The sequence below is a fragment of the Plantibacter sp. VKM Ac-2880 genome, assembly GCF_015351235.1.
Lineage (GTDB): Bacteria > Actinomycetota > Actinomycetes > Actinomycetales > Microbacteriaceae > Plantibacter.
This window is the reverse complement of sequence record NZ_JADKSJ010000002.1, coordinates 365,159-381,035: the sequence shown is the minus strand read 5'-3', so window position 1 is coordinate 381,035 and position 15,877 is coordinate 365,159. Positions and strand designations below refer to the sequence as shown.

Below are 15,877 nucleotides of genomic sequence, written 5' to 3'. Positions count from 1 at the left end.
GCGCCATCGAGATCCGTTGTCGACATCGGCCAAGCGGATGTGCGTGCGCAGGGGGCTCGGACGACGCTCCTCAGTAGGGTGGTCGGCATGGATCTGCCCAGCACCGCCGCCCTCGTCCCGCGCCTCGAGATCCTCGAGCACGCGGGCTCCACCAACGACGAACTCGCGATCAGGGCCCGCGAGGACGGCGGCGGCTGGCCGGACCGCTCGGTCGTCGTCACCGACGACCAGCGCAACGGACGGGGCCGCCTCGGTCGGGCGTGGACGACGCCTCCTGGAGCCTCGCTCGCCGTGTCCATCCTGCTCCGGCCCGTCACGCCGTCCGGCCGTCCCCTCGGGCTCGAGGCCTACGGCTGGCTGCCGCTGCTCGCCGGTGCCGCACTGGCGTCGTCGCTCCAAGACCTCGGGGTGCCCGCCGGGGTGAAGTGGCCGAACGACGTTCTCATCGGTGGCCGGAAGGTGTCCGGCATCCTCTCCGAACTGCTGCCGACCGGCGACGGTGCCATCGTCGGCACCGGGGTCAACCTGCGGCAGCGGGCGGACGAACTGCCGACGGACCGGTCCACGTCGCTCGCGCTCGAGGGGCTGGCGGATCCGGATCCCGACATGGTCCTCGCCGGATACCTCCGCGCGTTCGGGCGGCTGTACGACGCGTACCTCGAGGCGTCAGGCGACGCCGAGGCCAGCGGTCTCCGCACGACGGTCACGGAACACTGCGTGACGCTCGACAGTTCGGTCCGCGTCGAGTTGCCGGGCGGCGGGACGTTGACCGGCACCGCCGAGCGCATCGACCCCGACGGGCGACTCGTCGTCCGGCCGAGCGACGGCGGCGCCCCGGTGGCCGTGGCGGCGGGCGACGTCACGCACGTGCGCTGAGCGGGCCGTCCGCCTCGGCGAGCGCTCGACGGGCGAGCACCGTGGCCCCCGACACGGCCGCCGGCATCACCAGAACGGACAGGACGGGGACGAGGAAGAGCACTGCGACGGCGGTCCCGAAACCCAGGGTGCGGGACCGCCGCCTGGCGAGGAGGCGTCGCCGCTCGCGCACCGACAACCCACGTGCGTCGAAGGCGTACCCGGTCAGCTCCAGGGTGAGGAACCAGCCGCTCACGACGACACCCGCCACCGGGACCACCGTCTGGCCGATGATCGGGATGAACCCCAGCAGGAAGAGGACGGCCGCCGTCGGGATGGTGAGCAGCAACAGGCCGAGGGAGCGCCCGATGCCGGTCAGGAGCCCGCGCCAGGCCGACTCACCGGACTCCGCTGGAGCGTCACCGAGTGAGCGTTCGACGTCCGCCCAGATCCGCTCGTAGAACGGGTCGCCGACGAGCAGCGTCACGGCCGCGTAGGCGTACAGCATGACCACGACGGCGACGGCGATCAACGCGACGGCTGCAGCGACCCGGACGGACGAGCGGTACGGCTCGTCCCAGGTGTCCGCGAACGGTGTCGCCCAGTCGACGATCGCCGCCGCGTTGAGGCCGAGGACGACGAGCAGCGCGACGAAGACGACGCCCACGATCGCCGCTGGGACCATGCCGAGCAGCATCCGCTTCGGCGAGGTGCCCCAGAGGCGGAAACCGCCGATGAGGATGCCGACCCCCTCGAAGAACGACGCGAAGACGCCGGGAGGCCGGCCCGTGGGTGCGGTGCTGTCGGCCGGTTTCACGCCTTCATGTTAGCCGGAGGTCGACGCCCGTCGATCGGGATTGCCGACGGGCGGGGTGGGAGCAGACGGCGGGTTCCGACGACTGCTAAGAATGGGAGCATGGCTGATCCCGGTATGACGGGGCCGGGCCGGCCGGCCCCTCCCGCGGCGGCGACCGAACGTGTGGTCGCACGCCTGCGTCCGCATGCCCGGCGGCTCCTGCTCCCCGCCCTCCTCCTCATCGCGGTGAGCGGCGTCGGAGCGTACGTCTTCGGCTCGTTCGACCTCGAATGGCAGAACTGGGCCGTCCTCATCGGCGGCGGGGTGATCGTGCTGTTCGCCTGCGTGCTGCCGTTCGTCGCCTGGCTGTCCGTCCGCTACGTCATCACCACCCGGCGACTCATCGTCCGCCGGGGGTTCTTCGTCCGGTCCCGCCAGGAGCTCTACCACGCACGTGGGTACGGGATCACGGTGCACAAGAGCTGGGTGCAGAGCGCGTTCGGCAGCGGCAACGTGCGCGTCACCTCCGGTGGCGAGCTGCCGGTCGTGCTGCGGGACGTGCCGGGCGCCGTCCTCGTCCAGAACGCCCTCCACGAGCTCGTCGCGGAGAACCAGAGCATCGCCGCCCCCTATCCGGCAGCCCAGTCGTCCGGACAGTCGCCGACCCAGCCGCCCGCCCGCCGCTGACCCGACCGGGTCCGACCCGGCCGGTACGATGTTGAAGTCGGGGCTCAGCCGATCCGTCTCCGGATCCGCCCGTCCCGCCTGCCGATACGAGACCCGCCGGCCGGTCGCCGGAGAGCTGGAGTGAACCCATGAGCATTCGCGTCGGAGTGATCGGCGGCGGTCAGCTGGCCAGGATGATGGTCCCGGCGGCGATCAACCTCGGACTCGACATCCGCGTGCTCGCCGAGCAGGAAGGCATGTCCGCCCGGTTGGCGACGGTGCAGGTGGGCGACTACCGCGACGCCGACACCGTCCTCGCGTTCGCCGAGACGGTCGACGTGATCACCTTCGACCACGAGCACGTCCCGCAGCACGTCCTCCGCGCCCTCGTCGACGCCGGCGTCCAGGTGCACCCAGGGCCGGACGCGCTCGCCGTCGCCCAGGACAAGCTGCTCATGCGCGAGCGGCTCACCGAGCTGGGGCTCCCGGTCCCGGACTGGGCGCGGGTCCACGACCAGGAGGAGCTCGCCGCCTTCCTCGCCGAGCACGGCGGCAAGGGCGTCGTGAAGACCCCGCGTGGCGGCTACGACGGCAAGGGCGTCCGGGTGGTCCACGGCCCGAACGAGGTCGACGACTGGTTCACGGCGCTGTCGGAGGACGCCAACGGCGGCGCACTCCTCGTCGAGGAACTGGTGTCCTTCCGACGCGAACTCGCCCAGCTCGTCGCCCGCCGGCCGTCGGGCGAGGTCGTGCCGTGGCGCGTGGTCGAGACGGTGCAGCTCGGTGGCGTGTGCAGCGAGGTCATCGCTCCGGCTCCGGGATCCGCCGGACGGCTCGCGGACACCGCCGAGGAGATCGCCGTCACCGTGGCGACCGCGCTGGGGGTCGCCGGCGTCCTCGCCGTCGAGCTGTTCGAGACCGACGACGACCGCCTGCTCATCAACGAGCTCGCCATGCGTCCGCACAACAGCGGGCACTGGACGCAGGACGGCAGCGTCACGAGCCAGTTCGAGCAGCACCTCCGCGCCGTCCTCGACCTGCCGCTCGGATGGACGGGCTGCCACCGCGACTGGACGGTCATGGTGAACGTGCTCGGCGGACCGACCGAGGGCACCCTCGACGACCGGTACCCGCAGGTCCTCGGCGCGCACCCGCTCGCGAAGGTCCACACCTACGGCAAGGACCCACGGCCCGGGCGGAAGGTCGGCCACGTGAACGTCGCGGGCGACGAACTCGACGACGTCGTGTACGAGGCGCGCGCCGCGGCAGCCCTGCTCGGCGCTGAGAACGCCTGATCGGTCCGCCCTTCGACAAGCTCAGGGACCGGTGGCTGGGCTCAGGGACCGGGGGCTTGGCTCAGGGACCGGTGACCGGGCTCAGGAACCCATGACCGGCCCCTGAGCCGGTCGAAGGGCGCCCTTCGACAAGCTCAGGGACCGGGCAGGTGGGTCAGGGACCGCAGCGGGGGTCCTAGTAGACGTCGCGGATGTACCGCTTCTCGCGCTTCAGCGTGTGCACGTACTCCGCCGCAGCCTCCATGGACCTGCCGCCGTGCTCGGCGATGAGTTCGTGCAGCGCGTGGTCGACGTCCTTCGCCATGCGTGATGCGTCGCCGCAGACCGCGAAGTGGCCGCCCTCCTCGAGCCAGGCGTACAGCTCCTTGCCGTTCTCGCGCATCCGCGTCTGGACGTACACCTTCTCGCGCTGATCGCGGGAGAAGGCGAGGTCGAGGCGGTCGAGGACCCCTCCGGTCAGCAGCTCACCGAGCTCGTCCTCGTAGATGAAGTCGTGTGCCCGGTGCTGGTCGCCGAAGAACAACCAGTTCCGACCGGTCGCGCCGCGTTCACGACGCTCCTGCAGGAAGGACCGGAACGGGGCGATGCCCGTGCCGGGACCGACCATGATGAGCGGCGCGTCGTCGTCGGACGGGACGCGGAACGCCGCGTTCGCCGAGACGAAGATGCCGCTCGTGCCGCCCTCGGCGACCCGGTCGGCGAGGTGGGTCGAGGCGACACCGCCATGCACGCGGTCACCGACCGCATAGCGGACGCTCGCGACCGTGAGGTGCACGCGTCCGTCGGCCGCGAGCGGGCTGGACGAGATCGAGTACGCACGGTGCTGGAGCGGGCGCAGGACGTCGACGAGGGTGTCGGCGTCGAACCGGACCGAGGTCGACCGCAGGAGGTCGAGGATGTCGCGGTCGCGCAACCAGGAGTCGAGCGTCTCGACCTGGGCGAGCGCCAGGATCCCGGCGAGCTCGGAGTCCGGCGACCGCTCGGCGAGCTCCGCGACGAGGTCCTTCGACGGTGTGCGGATCTCGAAGCCGTTGGTGAGTCGTTCCGCGAGGGTCGACCCGTCCACGGCGTCGTCGGCATCCGCATCGAGTTCGGCGATGATCGCGTCGACGAGGGCCGGGTCGTTGCTCGGCATGACCCCGAGGGCGTCACCGGCGGCGTACTCGATGCCGCTGTCGGCGAGATCGAACTCGTAGTGTCTGATCTCCTTGGAAGAGGCAGCACCGGAGAGCACGCGGTTGACCGCGAGCGTCGCCCCGAAGGGCGTCTTCCGGGTCCAGGGCGACCGCGTGCGACCGGGCTTCTTCGCGGGGGCGGCGGCTGGCACGGTCGGGGCCGGGGCACCGTCGGTGGTCGCCGGAGCGAGGGCGCCGAAGAGCGACAGGGCCTGGGTCGTCCAGGCCGCAGCGGGCTCCTCGTAGTCGACGTCGCAGTCCACGCGGGCGAGGACGCGCTCCGCCCCGAGCTGCTCGAGGCGCGTGTCGATGAGCTTCCCCGCCTGGCAGAAGCCGTCGTACCCGGAGTCGCCGAGGGCGAGGACGGAGAACTTCAGGCCGTCGAGCCGTGGAGCGGTGCTCGCCTGGAGCGCCTCCCAGAACAGTTCGGCGTTGTCCGGCATCTCGCCCTCGCCGTACGTCGAGGTGATGACGACGAGGTGACCCATCGACGGGAGCTTGTCGACCTCGACGTCGTCGAGACCGGTGGTCGTCGTCGCCACCCCGTAGCCGGACGCCGCACGACCGAGGTCCTCCGCGATCGCCTCCGCGGTGCCCGTCTGGGTGCCGACCAGGACGTGCAGCGCCAGCTGCGGGGTCCGCGCCGCCGCTTCGGCACCGTCGACGGTGCTCGCTCGGACACCGGCCAGGAATCCGGCGAGCCACACCCGCTGCTCCGGGCTGAACGGTGCGTCCTCGGGGATGAACGGGTCGTCGGTGCTGCTGCCGAGCGCCGCGAGCGCCTCGAAGAGCACCGGGCGGGGCCCGACGGCGGACGGGGTCCGTGTCTCGCTCATGATCCCTTCCAGACCGGGCGCGCTCATCGGCGGCCCGCCAGTGTCAGCTCGGCCAGGGCGGCCGATGCAAGGAGTGCTTCGGTGCCACCCGTCGCACCGGATCGGGCCCGGTTCTTTGCGTGCTGGTGCATGATCCACCCGGTGGTCCCCGGGTGGTCGATCGACCGGACGTTCCGCAGGCGCAGCGCCTCCGTGTAGTCGTGCAGGCGTTTCGCGGCGATCATCGCGGCGAGGGCCGCGTCGTCGTAGCGTTCGAGCAGCTCGCGGGCCGTCCGCTGCACACGCTGCATGACGAAGAAGTCCTCGGTCAGGATGAGCGTGCGGACGGCCGCCTGCACGGTCGGGTGGGCGGGGTCGTCGACGCCGGGGGTCCGCGTGAGGGCGACCTCCTGCGCGAGCTTGAGCACGGTGTAACTGGTGAGGAGCGCGTACACGTCCTGCGGGTCCGCCGCGGGCTCGCCCAGACCCGGTGCGCGACCGCCGCGGACCGGCCGGCGGTCGCGGTAGTCGAGCTTGAAGGTGCGGAGCTGTTGCGCCGCGAGCGCGGCACCGAGCTCGTCGAGGAGCTCCTTGCGGCTCTTCGCCGCGAGGATGGCGTCGCTGTCCTGGTACAGCAGCAGCGCGCGTGGCATGCCGAACACGAAGTGGTGCCTGGCCGTCTCCCAGTCGGCGAGCAGCCGGGACGCCAGCGGTGAACCGGTCGCCTCGAGGTGCCATTCGAGCAGGAGGAGCACGGCCGCCTCGTGGAAGGCCGCCTGCTCGCCCTCGGTGATCGATCCGAGGAGGAGCGAGTCGGCGCTGACCTTGCTGGGCAGTTCGCCGCGCGGGTCGTACTGGTAGACGAAGCCGCCGCTCATGCCGTTGCCGAAGCCGATGCCGAAACCGCCGAGGTTCAGCACGGCGCCGTTCGTCATGTATTCGCAGGCGTAGTCGCCGACACCCTCGACGACCGCGGTCGCCCCCGAGTTCCGGACGGCGAAGCGGTCGCCGGCCTCACCCTGCACGAAGGTGCGTCCACCGGTGGCCCCGAAGAGCGCGAAGTTGCCGATGAGGACGTTGCCGCCGGGCTCCGGGCTGCCGCCGCCGGGGGAGAGGATCGCGATGGTGCCGCCCGAGGCGCTCTTGCCGACGCCGTCGTTGCAGGTGCCGGTGTGCCGCCAGTGCAGGCCGTCGACGCAGAACGCCGCGAAGGACTGCCCGGCCGAGTGCTCGGTCCGGATGGTGACGGTGTCGGCGCCCAGCGACCGGTGGCCGCGATCGTCGGTGACGACCGAGGGGGTCGCCGCCGCCTGCGCGTCGTCGAGCTCGTGGTTCAGCAGACGTTCGAGGTCGATCGCGAGCTGCCCGCCGACGGAGCGCCAGCGGTTGCCGAGCCGGATCCCGCCGTCGCCCTCGGTCGCGCCGAGGTCGATCGTGGTCCGACGTTCGTCGAAGAGCCCGGCCCGCACCCGCTCGATGAGCGCGTCGTCGAGCGTGAAATCCTTCTCGAGGTACACCGGGTCGGTGACGACGACCTCGGGGACGACCGCGAGCATGGCGCGCAGGTCGAGGTCGGCGACCGCGGCCGGGTGGTCGACGAGGTGGAGGAGGTCGGTGCGACCACGGGCTTCACGCAGCGAGCGGAGCCCGAGGATCGCGAGCCGCTCACGGACGTCGTGCGCGATGTTCAGCAGGTACTGAGCGAGCGCGCGGGGGTCGCCGTCGAAGGTCTCGGGGTTCGTCGTGAGACCGGCCGGGCACTTCACGTTGCAGTTCTTCGCCATGACGCACTTCAGCATCATGAGCGCGGTGGTCCCGAACTCGAAGCTGTCGCCGCCGAGCAGCGCCGAGATGACGACGTCGCGACCCGTCTGGTGCGCCCCGGAGCAGCGCAGCGTGACCTTCGAGCGCAAGCCGTTCGCGCTGAGCGCCTGGTGCACTTCGGCGATGCCGATCTCGGCGCTGCGGCCCGCGTACTTCAGGCTCGTGACCGCGGCCGCACCCGTGCCGCCGGTGTTGCCGGCGACGTTGATGACGTCCGCGCCGGCCTTGGCGACGCCGACGGCGATCGTGCCGATCCCCTCGGAGGAGACGAGCTTCACGACGACGCGGACCCGGGCGGCCTTGCAGTCGTGGATGAGCTGGGCGAGGTCCTCGATGGAGTAGGTGTCGTGGTGCGGCGGCGGGGAGACGAGCTCGATGCCCGGGGTGCCGCCACGGGCGGCGGCGATGTCGACCGTGACCTTCGGGGCCGGGAGCTGGCCGCCCTCGCCGGGCTTCGCACCCTGTCCGATCTTGATCTCCAGCTCCTGCAGCATCGGGTCGGCGAGGTAGCCGGCCCAGACGCCGAACCGGCCGGAGGCGAACTGCTTGATGCGCGATCCGCGGATGGTGCCGTAGCGCGAGAGGTGCTCGCCGCCCTCGCCACTGTTCGACATCCCGCCCACCATGTTGGTGCCGTGCGCGACGGCCTCGTGGGCGGTCGCCACGAGGGCACCGTGGCTCATCGCCCCGGAGGCGAGCGCGCGGGTGATCTCGCTGGCGGGCTGCACGAGGTCCGTGGAGATGCTCTCCTCGCCCTCGACGAGCATGGAGAAGTAGTCGTCGGCCGAGCCGACCGCTTCGATGATGAGGTCGCCGCCGGAGATCCAGTGGCCCGTGACCTCGGCACCGAACCGACGGACGTAGTACTCGCCGAGCGCCGAGACGCGGGCGAGCTCGCCGGCCAGCGGGCCGGTGAGCCGCAAGCGGTGGCGGCCCTGCTCGGTCCGCGTCGCCCGCAGCCCGCGCACGACGATCGAGGAGTTGCCGACCGGGCCGAGCCGGTCGAGCTCGCGCGCGAACTCCTCCGGGGTGGTGAGGCGGGTGATGTCCTCAGGGAGGACGAGCACGTCGCGGAGCGCGGCCGGGCGCCGCCGCCGCTCGGTCGTCATCGACTGGACGAAGGAGCGGTACCCGGGGGTGATGGTGAACGCGTCGATCTCGTCGTCGTCGAGGGCGTCGAAGGAGGTGTGCTGGTAGGCGTCGTCGTCGATCCCGAAGGCGTCCTCGAGGTCGCCGATGGTGTGAAGGCGCAGCGGGTCGTCTCCGAGCGTGCCGCCCTCCCGGTCGACGGCCGCGGTGTCGACGCGCGGGAGCTGCACCGCCTCCTCGGTGAGGTCGACGAAGCCGCGGACGGCCGTCGTGCCGTAGGAGTGACCGGCGCCTTCGGCGCGCTCCTTGAACAGGCCGAGGAGCGGTACGTCGGCCTCGGCCGTGGTGGTCAGGGCACGCTGGTGCCAGGCGCTCGCCGTGCGGGCGATGCCGGCGAAACCGACCCCACCCACGGGGGCGCGTAGGTGCGGGAAGGCGCGGGCGAGCACCGGGTCGCTCGTGTCGAGGTAGTTCGGCTCGAAGAACTCTCCGCCGATGTAGCTCTCGACCGTGCACAGGCCCACCCGGCCCATCGTCTTCAGGAGCGACTTCTCGGCCGCGGCGGCGAAGCGGTGGAACGCCGCATCGGCCTCGTCGGGGTGCTTCTGCTCGGCTCGCAGCCGGACCGCGAGCGGGTGCACCGCGGACGCGCCGAAGCCGAGTGCCGAGGCGACGTGGTGCGAGGACGGCAGCTGTCCGCTGTCCACGACGAGCGAGACGCGGAGCCGGAGCCCGTCATCGATGAGCCGCTGGTTGACGGCCGCGACGACGAGGATCAGCGGGAGGGCGGCCGCCTCGGTGTCGACGGCGCGGTCGCTGAGGACGGCGATGCCACCGTTGACCGCCGCGAAGGCGGCGACGTCGGTGGCCACCCGCTCGACGGCGTCCTCGAGCGCGTCGGCGTTCGCCTGCACGTCGGTGTCAGGGCGGTAGAGGATGTCGAACCAGGCGACGGGGGATTCCTGCTGCGTCCCGAGGCGTCGGAGCTCGTCCTCGCTGATGATGGGCGAGCGGAGGATGAGCTGCTTCGTGCCGACGGTCCCGCTCCCGGGCTTCGCGCCGAGCGCCACCCGGAGGGTCATGCCGTCCGCCTCGCGGATGCTGTCGAGCGGCGGGTTGGTCACCTGGGCGAACCGCTGCGAGAAGTACTTCGCCAGACCGCCCTCCTGGTCGGACAGCGCGTTGATCGCGTTGCCGTACCCCATGGCGGAGATCCGCTCCTTGCCGGACGCCAGCATCGGGTCCGTCATGAACTTGAAGCTCTCCTGGTTGAGCGAGTAGGCGACGTAGCGCTGCACCTGCCCGAATCCGCCGCGGTACGGGAACGCGTCGTCGCCGCCGGTCGCGGTGCCGGTCTCGCCGTGGTCCTCGAGCGCGTCGAGCTCCACGGCGGCCGCAGCGAGCATCGCCGGGTAGTCCTTGCGTGCGGCGAGCAGCTCGAGTGCCTCGTTCGTGCGGAGGCGCGTGCCGGTGCGGTGGTCGTAGGCGAGCATCCCTCCGGCTTCGATGCGTCCGCGGTGGACGACCTCGTCGTCGGGGAAGGGCAGCTGTCCGGCCTCCGAGGTGACGCAGAGGTACTCCTCCGTCTCGACGCTGCGCAGGGGGCGCAGACCGAGGCGGTCGAGCCGCGCGCCGACGGTCGTCCCGTCGTTGAAGATGAGGGCGGCGGGGCCGTCGTTCTTCTCCTCGACGAGCGAGAAGTACTCGAGCATCGCGCGCACCTCGCGGCTCAGCGTGCGGTCGTTCTCCCAGGCGGGCGGCATGACGGACACGACCGCCTCGAGGAGTTCCAGCCCGTCCTCGACGACCCGGCTGTGGAGCGTCTGGTCGAGCCGTGAGCTGTCCGACTGCCCTCTCGCCCGGATGATCTTCCGCCCGCGCGACGCCGCGAGCGCCGTCTCGGACAGTCGGTTCTTCCGGTCGGTGTTGAGCTCGCCGTTGTGCGCCATGAGGCGGAACGGCTGCGCCATGGAGGGGTGCGGCGCGGTGTTCGTGGAGAAGCGCGTGTGGAACGCCAGGGTGCGGACACGGTGCAGCGGGTCGGCGAGATCGGCGAAGTAGGGGATGACCTCGCCGGCGTTGAGTCGTCCCTTGAGCACCTGGGTGCGCGTGCTGAGCGACAGCGGGTACAGGCCGTCGAGCGTGAGGTCGGTGTAGGCGACCGCCTCGATCGCGAGCAGGGCCGCGTGGGCGCGTCGGTCGAGCTCCTCGACGGTCGCGTCGTCGGTGGACACGAAGACCCACTGGCGGATCGGGAGCTGGTACGGCACGGCCTTCGGGCGGAGGACGGCGTCGACCGTCGGGACGGCGCGGGCCAGCAGCACGGTGAAGCCCGCCTCACCGAGGGCCCGCTCGATGAGGGCTTCGGCGTCGGCGGTGCGGCCGTGGTCGACCGGCAGGAAGACGTTCGCCACACCGAACCGGCCGGCGACGAGCCGCTCGCCGACGAGCGCGCTGAAGAAGTCGACCGAGAGGTCGACCTGGACCCCGGCGCCGTCGCCGACGCCCTCGGAGGACATGCCACCCCGGTGCGGGATGGCGCAGAGGGCCGTGTCGCCCAGGGCGATGACGTCGTGGCTCTGCACGCCGTCCTTGCGGGTGATGAAGCCGACGCCGCAATCGCTCTTGTCGGTCTCGCGATCGACGAGGTCGGGACGGGGTGCTGCTGCGGACGCGCGCGGGCGCGGTGGGACGGAGGAAGAGATCACGACGGGGTACCCCTCGGAATGCGGGCGCTGGACGGCCCGGAGACGGTGAGATGACGGGACCGGGTCTACGTCGCTGGAGGGTGGGTCCGTGTCGACGCGGGCGCTGGGTGCGGCGGCCGTCGTCTGCATGAATGGAGGTGTACCGATAGTAACCGTGCCGTCACGCCTGCTCAACCGTAATCGGCCGAACCGGGTCGATCGGCGTAGGCTGGGTGCTTCCAGTGCGGATGGGACGAGCCGTGAGGGCTCCGGTGGCTCCCGCCGCCTGAGGATCGTGGAGCGCCCGGATGCGCCGCCGGACGGCGACGGGTCGAGACCCGTCCTGGTCCGGATCGCGACCGGACCACCGATGTGCAGCCAGCTGCATGTTTTTCGGACCAGAATGGTGAGATGACGACAGAGCACACGGCTGCGACCGGTCGCGGCTTCGCGCATGCCAAGGCGATCCTGCTGGGCGAGCACGCCGTCGTCTACGGGTCGCCCGCCGTCGCCCTCCCGGTCCCGTCGCTCCGCGTCGAAGCGTCCGCCCGGCACGTGGCCGGCGCGTCGGTGCTCGACACGGAGATCTCGCTCGGCCCGCTGGACCCCGCGGATCCACTCGGGACCACCGTCCTTGAGACCCTCCGCCACGTCGGCGCCGAGGACGACGGCGTCGAGGTCGTCGTCCGGGGGACGTTGCCGATCGGACGAGGACTCGGTTCGAGCGCTGCGGCCGCGAACGCGATCGTCGACGCCGTCGCCGATCTGTACGGCGTGGCCCTCGACGACGCCGACCGGTTCGAGCTGGTGCAGCGCGGCGAGCGCGTCGCCCACGGCACGCCGAGCGGCCTCGACGCGCGGGCAACGAGCGCCTCCGCACCCATCCTCTTCACGGCGGGTCGCGTCGACCACCCACCCATCCGCTTCGGTGGTGGGTTCGTCGTCGCCGACACCGGTGCACGCGGATCGACCCGCAAGGCGGTCGCCGACGTACGGGCCTTCATCGAGCGGAACCCGGCACGCGGACGGACGCTGCTCGCGGAGCTCGAGCACGGGACCCTGGCCGGTATCGCCGACCTCGCGGCCGACCGCCGAGACGACCTCGGTACGCGCATGACCGCCGCGCAGCTCGTCCTCGACGAGCTCGGAGCGGGCCACCCCGCCATCACCGCCCTCATCGAGGTCGCCCGAGCGGCGGGTGCCCTCGGAGCCAAACTCACGGGCGGTGGCCAGGGCGGCTGCATCATCGCCCTCGCCCGCGACGCCGCCTCGGCGGAGCGCATCTCGCAAGCCCTCCTGGAGGCCGGAGCACTCGGCACCTGGACGATCGACGCGGAGGACTACGCGTGACCACGACCCCACAGCACCAGGCGACGGCGCTCGCCAACCCCAACATCGCGCTCGTCAAGTACTGGGGCAAGCGCGACGAAGCCCTCATCCTCCCGTGGACCGGCAGCCTGTCCCTCACGCTGGACGCTGCGCCCACCACGACGACCGTGCGGCTGAGCGACGGACCCGACGACGTCGTGTCCCTCGGCGGGCAGCCACTCGACGGCACCGCCCGCGCCCGCGTCACCCGCTTCATCGATCTCGTCCGGACGATCGCCGGTCGCGACGACCGCGTCGTCGTCGACTCCCACAACGAGATCCCCACGGGTGCGGGGCTCGCCTCGTCCGCCTCCGGGTTCGCCGCCCTGGCGCTTGCCGCATCGACCGCGTTCGGACTCGAGCTCGACCGCCGCGGCCTCTCACGCCTCGCCCGTCGCGGCTCGGGCTCCGCCTCCCGGTCGATCTTCGACGGACTCGCCGTCTGGCACTCGGGGCACGACGACGAGAGCTCCTTCGCCGAGGCGGTCCCGGCTCCTCCGGGGCTCGAGTTGGGCATGGTCCTCACCGTTCTCGACGCCCGCGCGAAGTCGGTCTCGAGCCGCGACGGCATGCGGCGCACGGTCGACACCTCGCCGTACTACCCCGCGTGGGTCGAACGCACGCCGATCGAACTCGAGGAGATGCTGGCCGCGATCGCCCGCGCGGACTTCACCGCGGTCGGCACGATCGCCGAGCGGAACGCCATGCGGATGCACGCCACGATGCTCGGTGCCGAGCCGCCGGTGCGGTACTGGGGCCCGGCGAGCGTGGAACTGCTCGATCTCGTCGCAAACCTCAGAGGCGACGGCCTCGAATGCTATGCGACGATGGACGCCGGCCCGAACGTGAAGATCCTCTGTCGGGCCGACACGGTCGACGAGCTCGCGTCTCGGATCCTCGAGGCGCAGCCGGACATCGGCGTCATCCCCGCCAGAGCCGGACGGGGCGCGAGGCTCATCACCTCGGAGCCCGGCGGATCGGCGGGCGAGCAGACCACGGAAGGAGCGCGATGATCGAGATCAAGGCGCCCGGCAAGTTGTTCGTCGCCGGCGAGTACGCCGTCGTGGAGCCGGGACACCCCTCCATCCTCGTCGCCGTCGACCGGTGCGTCACCGTGCGCCTCGAGGCGAGCGAGCACGAGGGACGCATCTTCTCCGACCAGTACGGTCGCGCGCCGATCATCTGGCGACGGAACCGCAACGGTGTCGTCGTCGAGCACGAGGAGCGCCCGCTCGACCACGTCCTCTCCGCCGTCAGCACGATGGAGACCCTGGTCGCCGAACTCGGTGTCGCGCAGCGGTTCTCCGCCCTGTCCATCACGAGCGAACTCGACGACGCGAGCGGCCGGAAGTTCGGTCTCGGCTCGAGCGCCGCCGTCACGACCGCGACCATCCGAGCGCTCGACGAGTTCTACCAGCTCGACCTGACCCGCACGCAGATGCTCAAACTCGCGATCCTCGCGACCATCGACGTGGCGCCGGCGGCGTCCGGGGGCGACCTCGCGGCCAGCATGTTCGGTGGCTGGCTCCGATACACCTCTCCTGATCGCGCGCGCCTGCGCGAGCTGCGCCACCGGTCCGGGGTGCTCGCCGCGTTGCGCGACCCGTGGGCGGAGCTCGGGCTCGAACGCCTCTCGCCGCCCACCTCGCTCCGCCTGCTCGTGGGCTGGACGGGTGAGCCCGCATCCACCACCCGGCTCGTCGACGAACTGCAGTCGCGCAAGTGGGCGGAGAGCGCCCACTACACCGCGTTCCTCTCGGCCAGTCGAGCGGCCGTGGACGCGTTGACGATCGGCCTGAACGACGAGGACCCGGCGCTCGTGCTCGGCGCCGTCCGCTCGGCACGGGCGACCCTCGCCGGTCTCGGCCGCGACGCCGGGGTCGACATCGAGACCGCCGCGCTGGCCGAGCTCTGCGACGCCGCCGAGCGGCTCGGCGGGGCGGCGAAGTCGTCCGGCGCGGGCGGCGGCGACTGCGGCATCGCGTTCATCGGTCAATCCGTGTGCACGACCGCCCTCGAAGACGACTGGTCGGCGCACGGCATCGAACGGCTCCCGCTCACCGTGCACCCGCCGACCGGCCTGATCGACGCCGCCCACAGCCCGTGGGGGCCGTCGGAGATCAGCCGCACCGACGACCGCGCGGTCGAATCCATCAGATCCACCTACGCTCGCGCCTTCGCCGAGCAGCACGACGTCCCGCGGGGCGGAACGGAACATCACGCATGAGCAACGAACCCGACGGTGTCGCACCCGTCCCCCTCAAGTGGGTCGGCCCGCTCCACCTCAGCGGCAACGTCATGGAGGGCGAGCAGGAGGTGCCGCTCGCCACGTACGAGAGCCCGCTGTGGCCCTCGGTCCGTCGCGGCGCGCGGATCTCCTCCATGGTCCCCGGCGGGATCCGGGCCACCCTCGTCGACGAGCGCATGAGCCGTTCCGTCCTGTTCGAGGTCGACTCCGCCGGAGACGCCCTGCAGGCGTTGCGTGAGATCGAGCGCAGTCTGCCGGAACTCCAGGCCGTCGTCGCGCAGTCGAGCCACTTCGCCGAGCTCATCGAGGTCAACTCGCAGATCGCCGGCAACCTCCTGTTCCTCCGCCTCGAGTTCCGCACCGGCGACGCCTCCGGACACAACATGGTGACGCTCGCGGCCGACAGGCTCATGCCGTACATCATGGAGCGATGGCCGCAGCTGCGGTACGGGTCGATCTCCGGCAACTTCTGCTCGGACAAGAAGGCGACGGCGGTCAACGGCATCCTGGGCCGCGGTAAGAACGTCGTCACCGAGATGACCATCCCGCGCGCGATCGTCGAGCGGTTCCTGCACACCACGCCGGAACAGATCGTCCAGCTCAACGTGCGCAAGAACCTTGTCGGGACGATCCTGGCGGGCGGCCTCCGCAGCGCGAACGCCCACTACGCGAACATGCTGCTCGCGTTCTACCTCGCGACCGGTCAGGACGCGGCGAACATCGTCGAGGGCTCCCAGGGGGTCACCCACGCCGAGGTCCACGACGGCGACCTCTACTTCTCCTGCACGCTCCCGAACCTCATCGTCGGAACCGTCGGCAACGGCAAAGGCCTCGGGTTCGTCGAGGAGAACCTGGCCCGCCTCGGCTGCCGCGAGGACCGCGAACCGGGCGCCAACGCTCGGCGGCTCGCCGTCCTGTGCGCCGCGGCCGTGTGGTGCGGCGAGCTGTCGCTGCTGGCGGCGCAGACCAACCCCGGCGAGCTCATGGCCGCCCACCTCAAACTCGAACGCAGCGCGCAGACCGCCGCCGGAACGCCTGCCTGACCCCCCACCGCACCGG

The 15,877-nt window shown here is 71.5% G+C and carries 10 protein-coding genes; 7 read left to right on the top strand and 3 right to left on the bottom strand.

Features of this window, described 5'->3' with window-relative positions; all coding sequences use genetic code 11:
* Nucleotides 1–87: 87 nt before the first annotated feature.
* Nucleotides 88–876, top strand: a complete 789-nt coding sequence (locus ITJ57_RS13935) for a biotin--[acetyl-CoA-carboxylase] ligase (RefSeq protein ID WP_194670697.1) — start codon at nt 88–90, stop codon at nt 874–876.
* Here the strand turns inward: ITJ57_RS13935 and ITJ57_RS13930 are convergent.
* Nucleotides 860–1,672: an EI24 domain-containing protein gene (locus ITJ57_RS13930; RefSeq protein WP_194670696.1), complete on the bottom strand. Its 813-nt coding sequence runs from the start codon at nt 1,670–1,672 to the stop codon at nt 860–862. The genes ITJ57_RS13935 and ITJ57_RS13930 overlap by 17 nt on opposite strands.
* A gap of 99 nt (nt 1,673–1,771) precedes the next feature.
* Between ITJ57_RS13930 and ITJ57_RS13925 the strand changes: the two genes are divergently transcribed.
* Both ITJ57_RS13925 and ITJ57_RS13920 read left to right on the top strand, forming a co-directional pair.
* Nucleotides 1,772–2,338, top strand: coding sequence for a PH domain-containing protein (locus tag ITJ57_RS13925; RefSeq protein ID WP_194670695.1), 567 nt, complete (start codon nt 1,772–1,774; stop codon nt 2,336–2,338).
* Nucleotides 2,339–2,466: 128 nt separating this feature from the next.
* The gene (locus ITJ57_RS13920; RefSeq protein WP_194670694.1) at nt 2,467–3,612 is read left to right on the top strand and encodes a 5-(carboxyamino)imidazole ribonucleotide synthase; all 1,146 of its coding nucleotides are present in this window, start codon (nt 2,467–2,469) and stop codon (nt 3,610–3,612) included.
* Between the two features lie 175 nt (nt 3,613–3,787).
* Here ITJ57_RS13920 and ITJ57_RS13915 read toward each other — a convergent pair whose 3' ends face one another.
* Together ITJ57_RS13915 and ITJ57_RS13910 are read right to left on the bottom strand one after the other, a co-directional pair.
* On the bottom strand, nt 3,788–5,623 hold the full coding sequence (locus tag ITJ57_RS13915; protein WP_194670693.1) for a sulfite reductase subunit alpha: 1,836 nt from the start codon (nt 5,621–5,623) through the stop codon (nt 3,788–3,790).
* A 23-nt stretch (nt 5,624–5,646) separates the two neighbouring features.
* Nucleotides 5,647–11,223, bottom strand: coding sequence for a glutamate synthase-related protein (locus tag ITJ57_RS13910; RefSeq protein ID WP_370582410.1), 5,577 nt, complete (start codon nt 11,221–11,223; stop codon nt 5,647–5,649).
* Between the two features lie 390 nt (nt 11,224–11,613).
* Here ITJ57_RS13910 and mvk point away from each other — a divergent pair, with 390 nt between their 5' ends.
* Genes mvk through ITJ57_RS13890 form a run of 4 tightly spaced genes read left to right on the top strand, consistent with a single transcriptional unit; the run spans nt 11,614 to nt 15,861 of the window.
* Nucleotides 11,614–12,552, top strand: coding sequence for a mevalonate kinase (gene mvk / locus ITJ57_RS13905; RefSeq protein ID WP_194670691.1), 939 nt, complete (start codon nt 11,614–11,616; stop codon nt 12,550–12,552).
* Nucleotides 12,549–13,583, top strand: a complete 1,035-nt coding sequence (gene mvaD, locus ITJ57_RS13900) for a diphosphomevalonate decarboxylase (RefSeq protein ID WP_194670690.1) — start codon at nt 12,549–12,551, stop codon at nt 13,581–13,583. Before mvk ends, mvaD begins: the two co-directional genes overlap by 4 nt.
* Complete coding sequence (locus ITJ57_RS13895; RefSeq protein WP_082456127.1) at nt 13,580–14,797, top strand: phosphomevalonate kinase; 1,218 nt, start codon at nt 13,580–13,582, stop codon at nt 14,795–14,797. Before mvaD ends, ITJ57_RS13895 begins: the two co-directional genes overlap by 4 nt.
* Nucleotides 14,794–15,861, top strand: a complete 1,068-nt coding sequence (locus tag ITJ57_RS13890; protein ID WP_194670689.1) for a hydroxymethylglutaryl-CoA reductase — start codon at nt 14,794–14,796, stop codon at nt 15,859–15,861. Before ITJ57_RS13895 ends, ITJ57_RS13890 begins: the two co-directional genes overlap by 4 nt.
* Nucleotides 15,862–15,877: the final 16 nt, after the last annotated feature.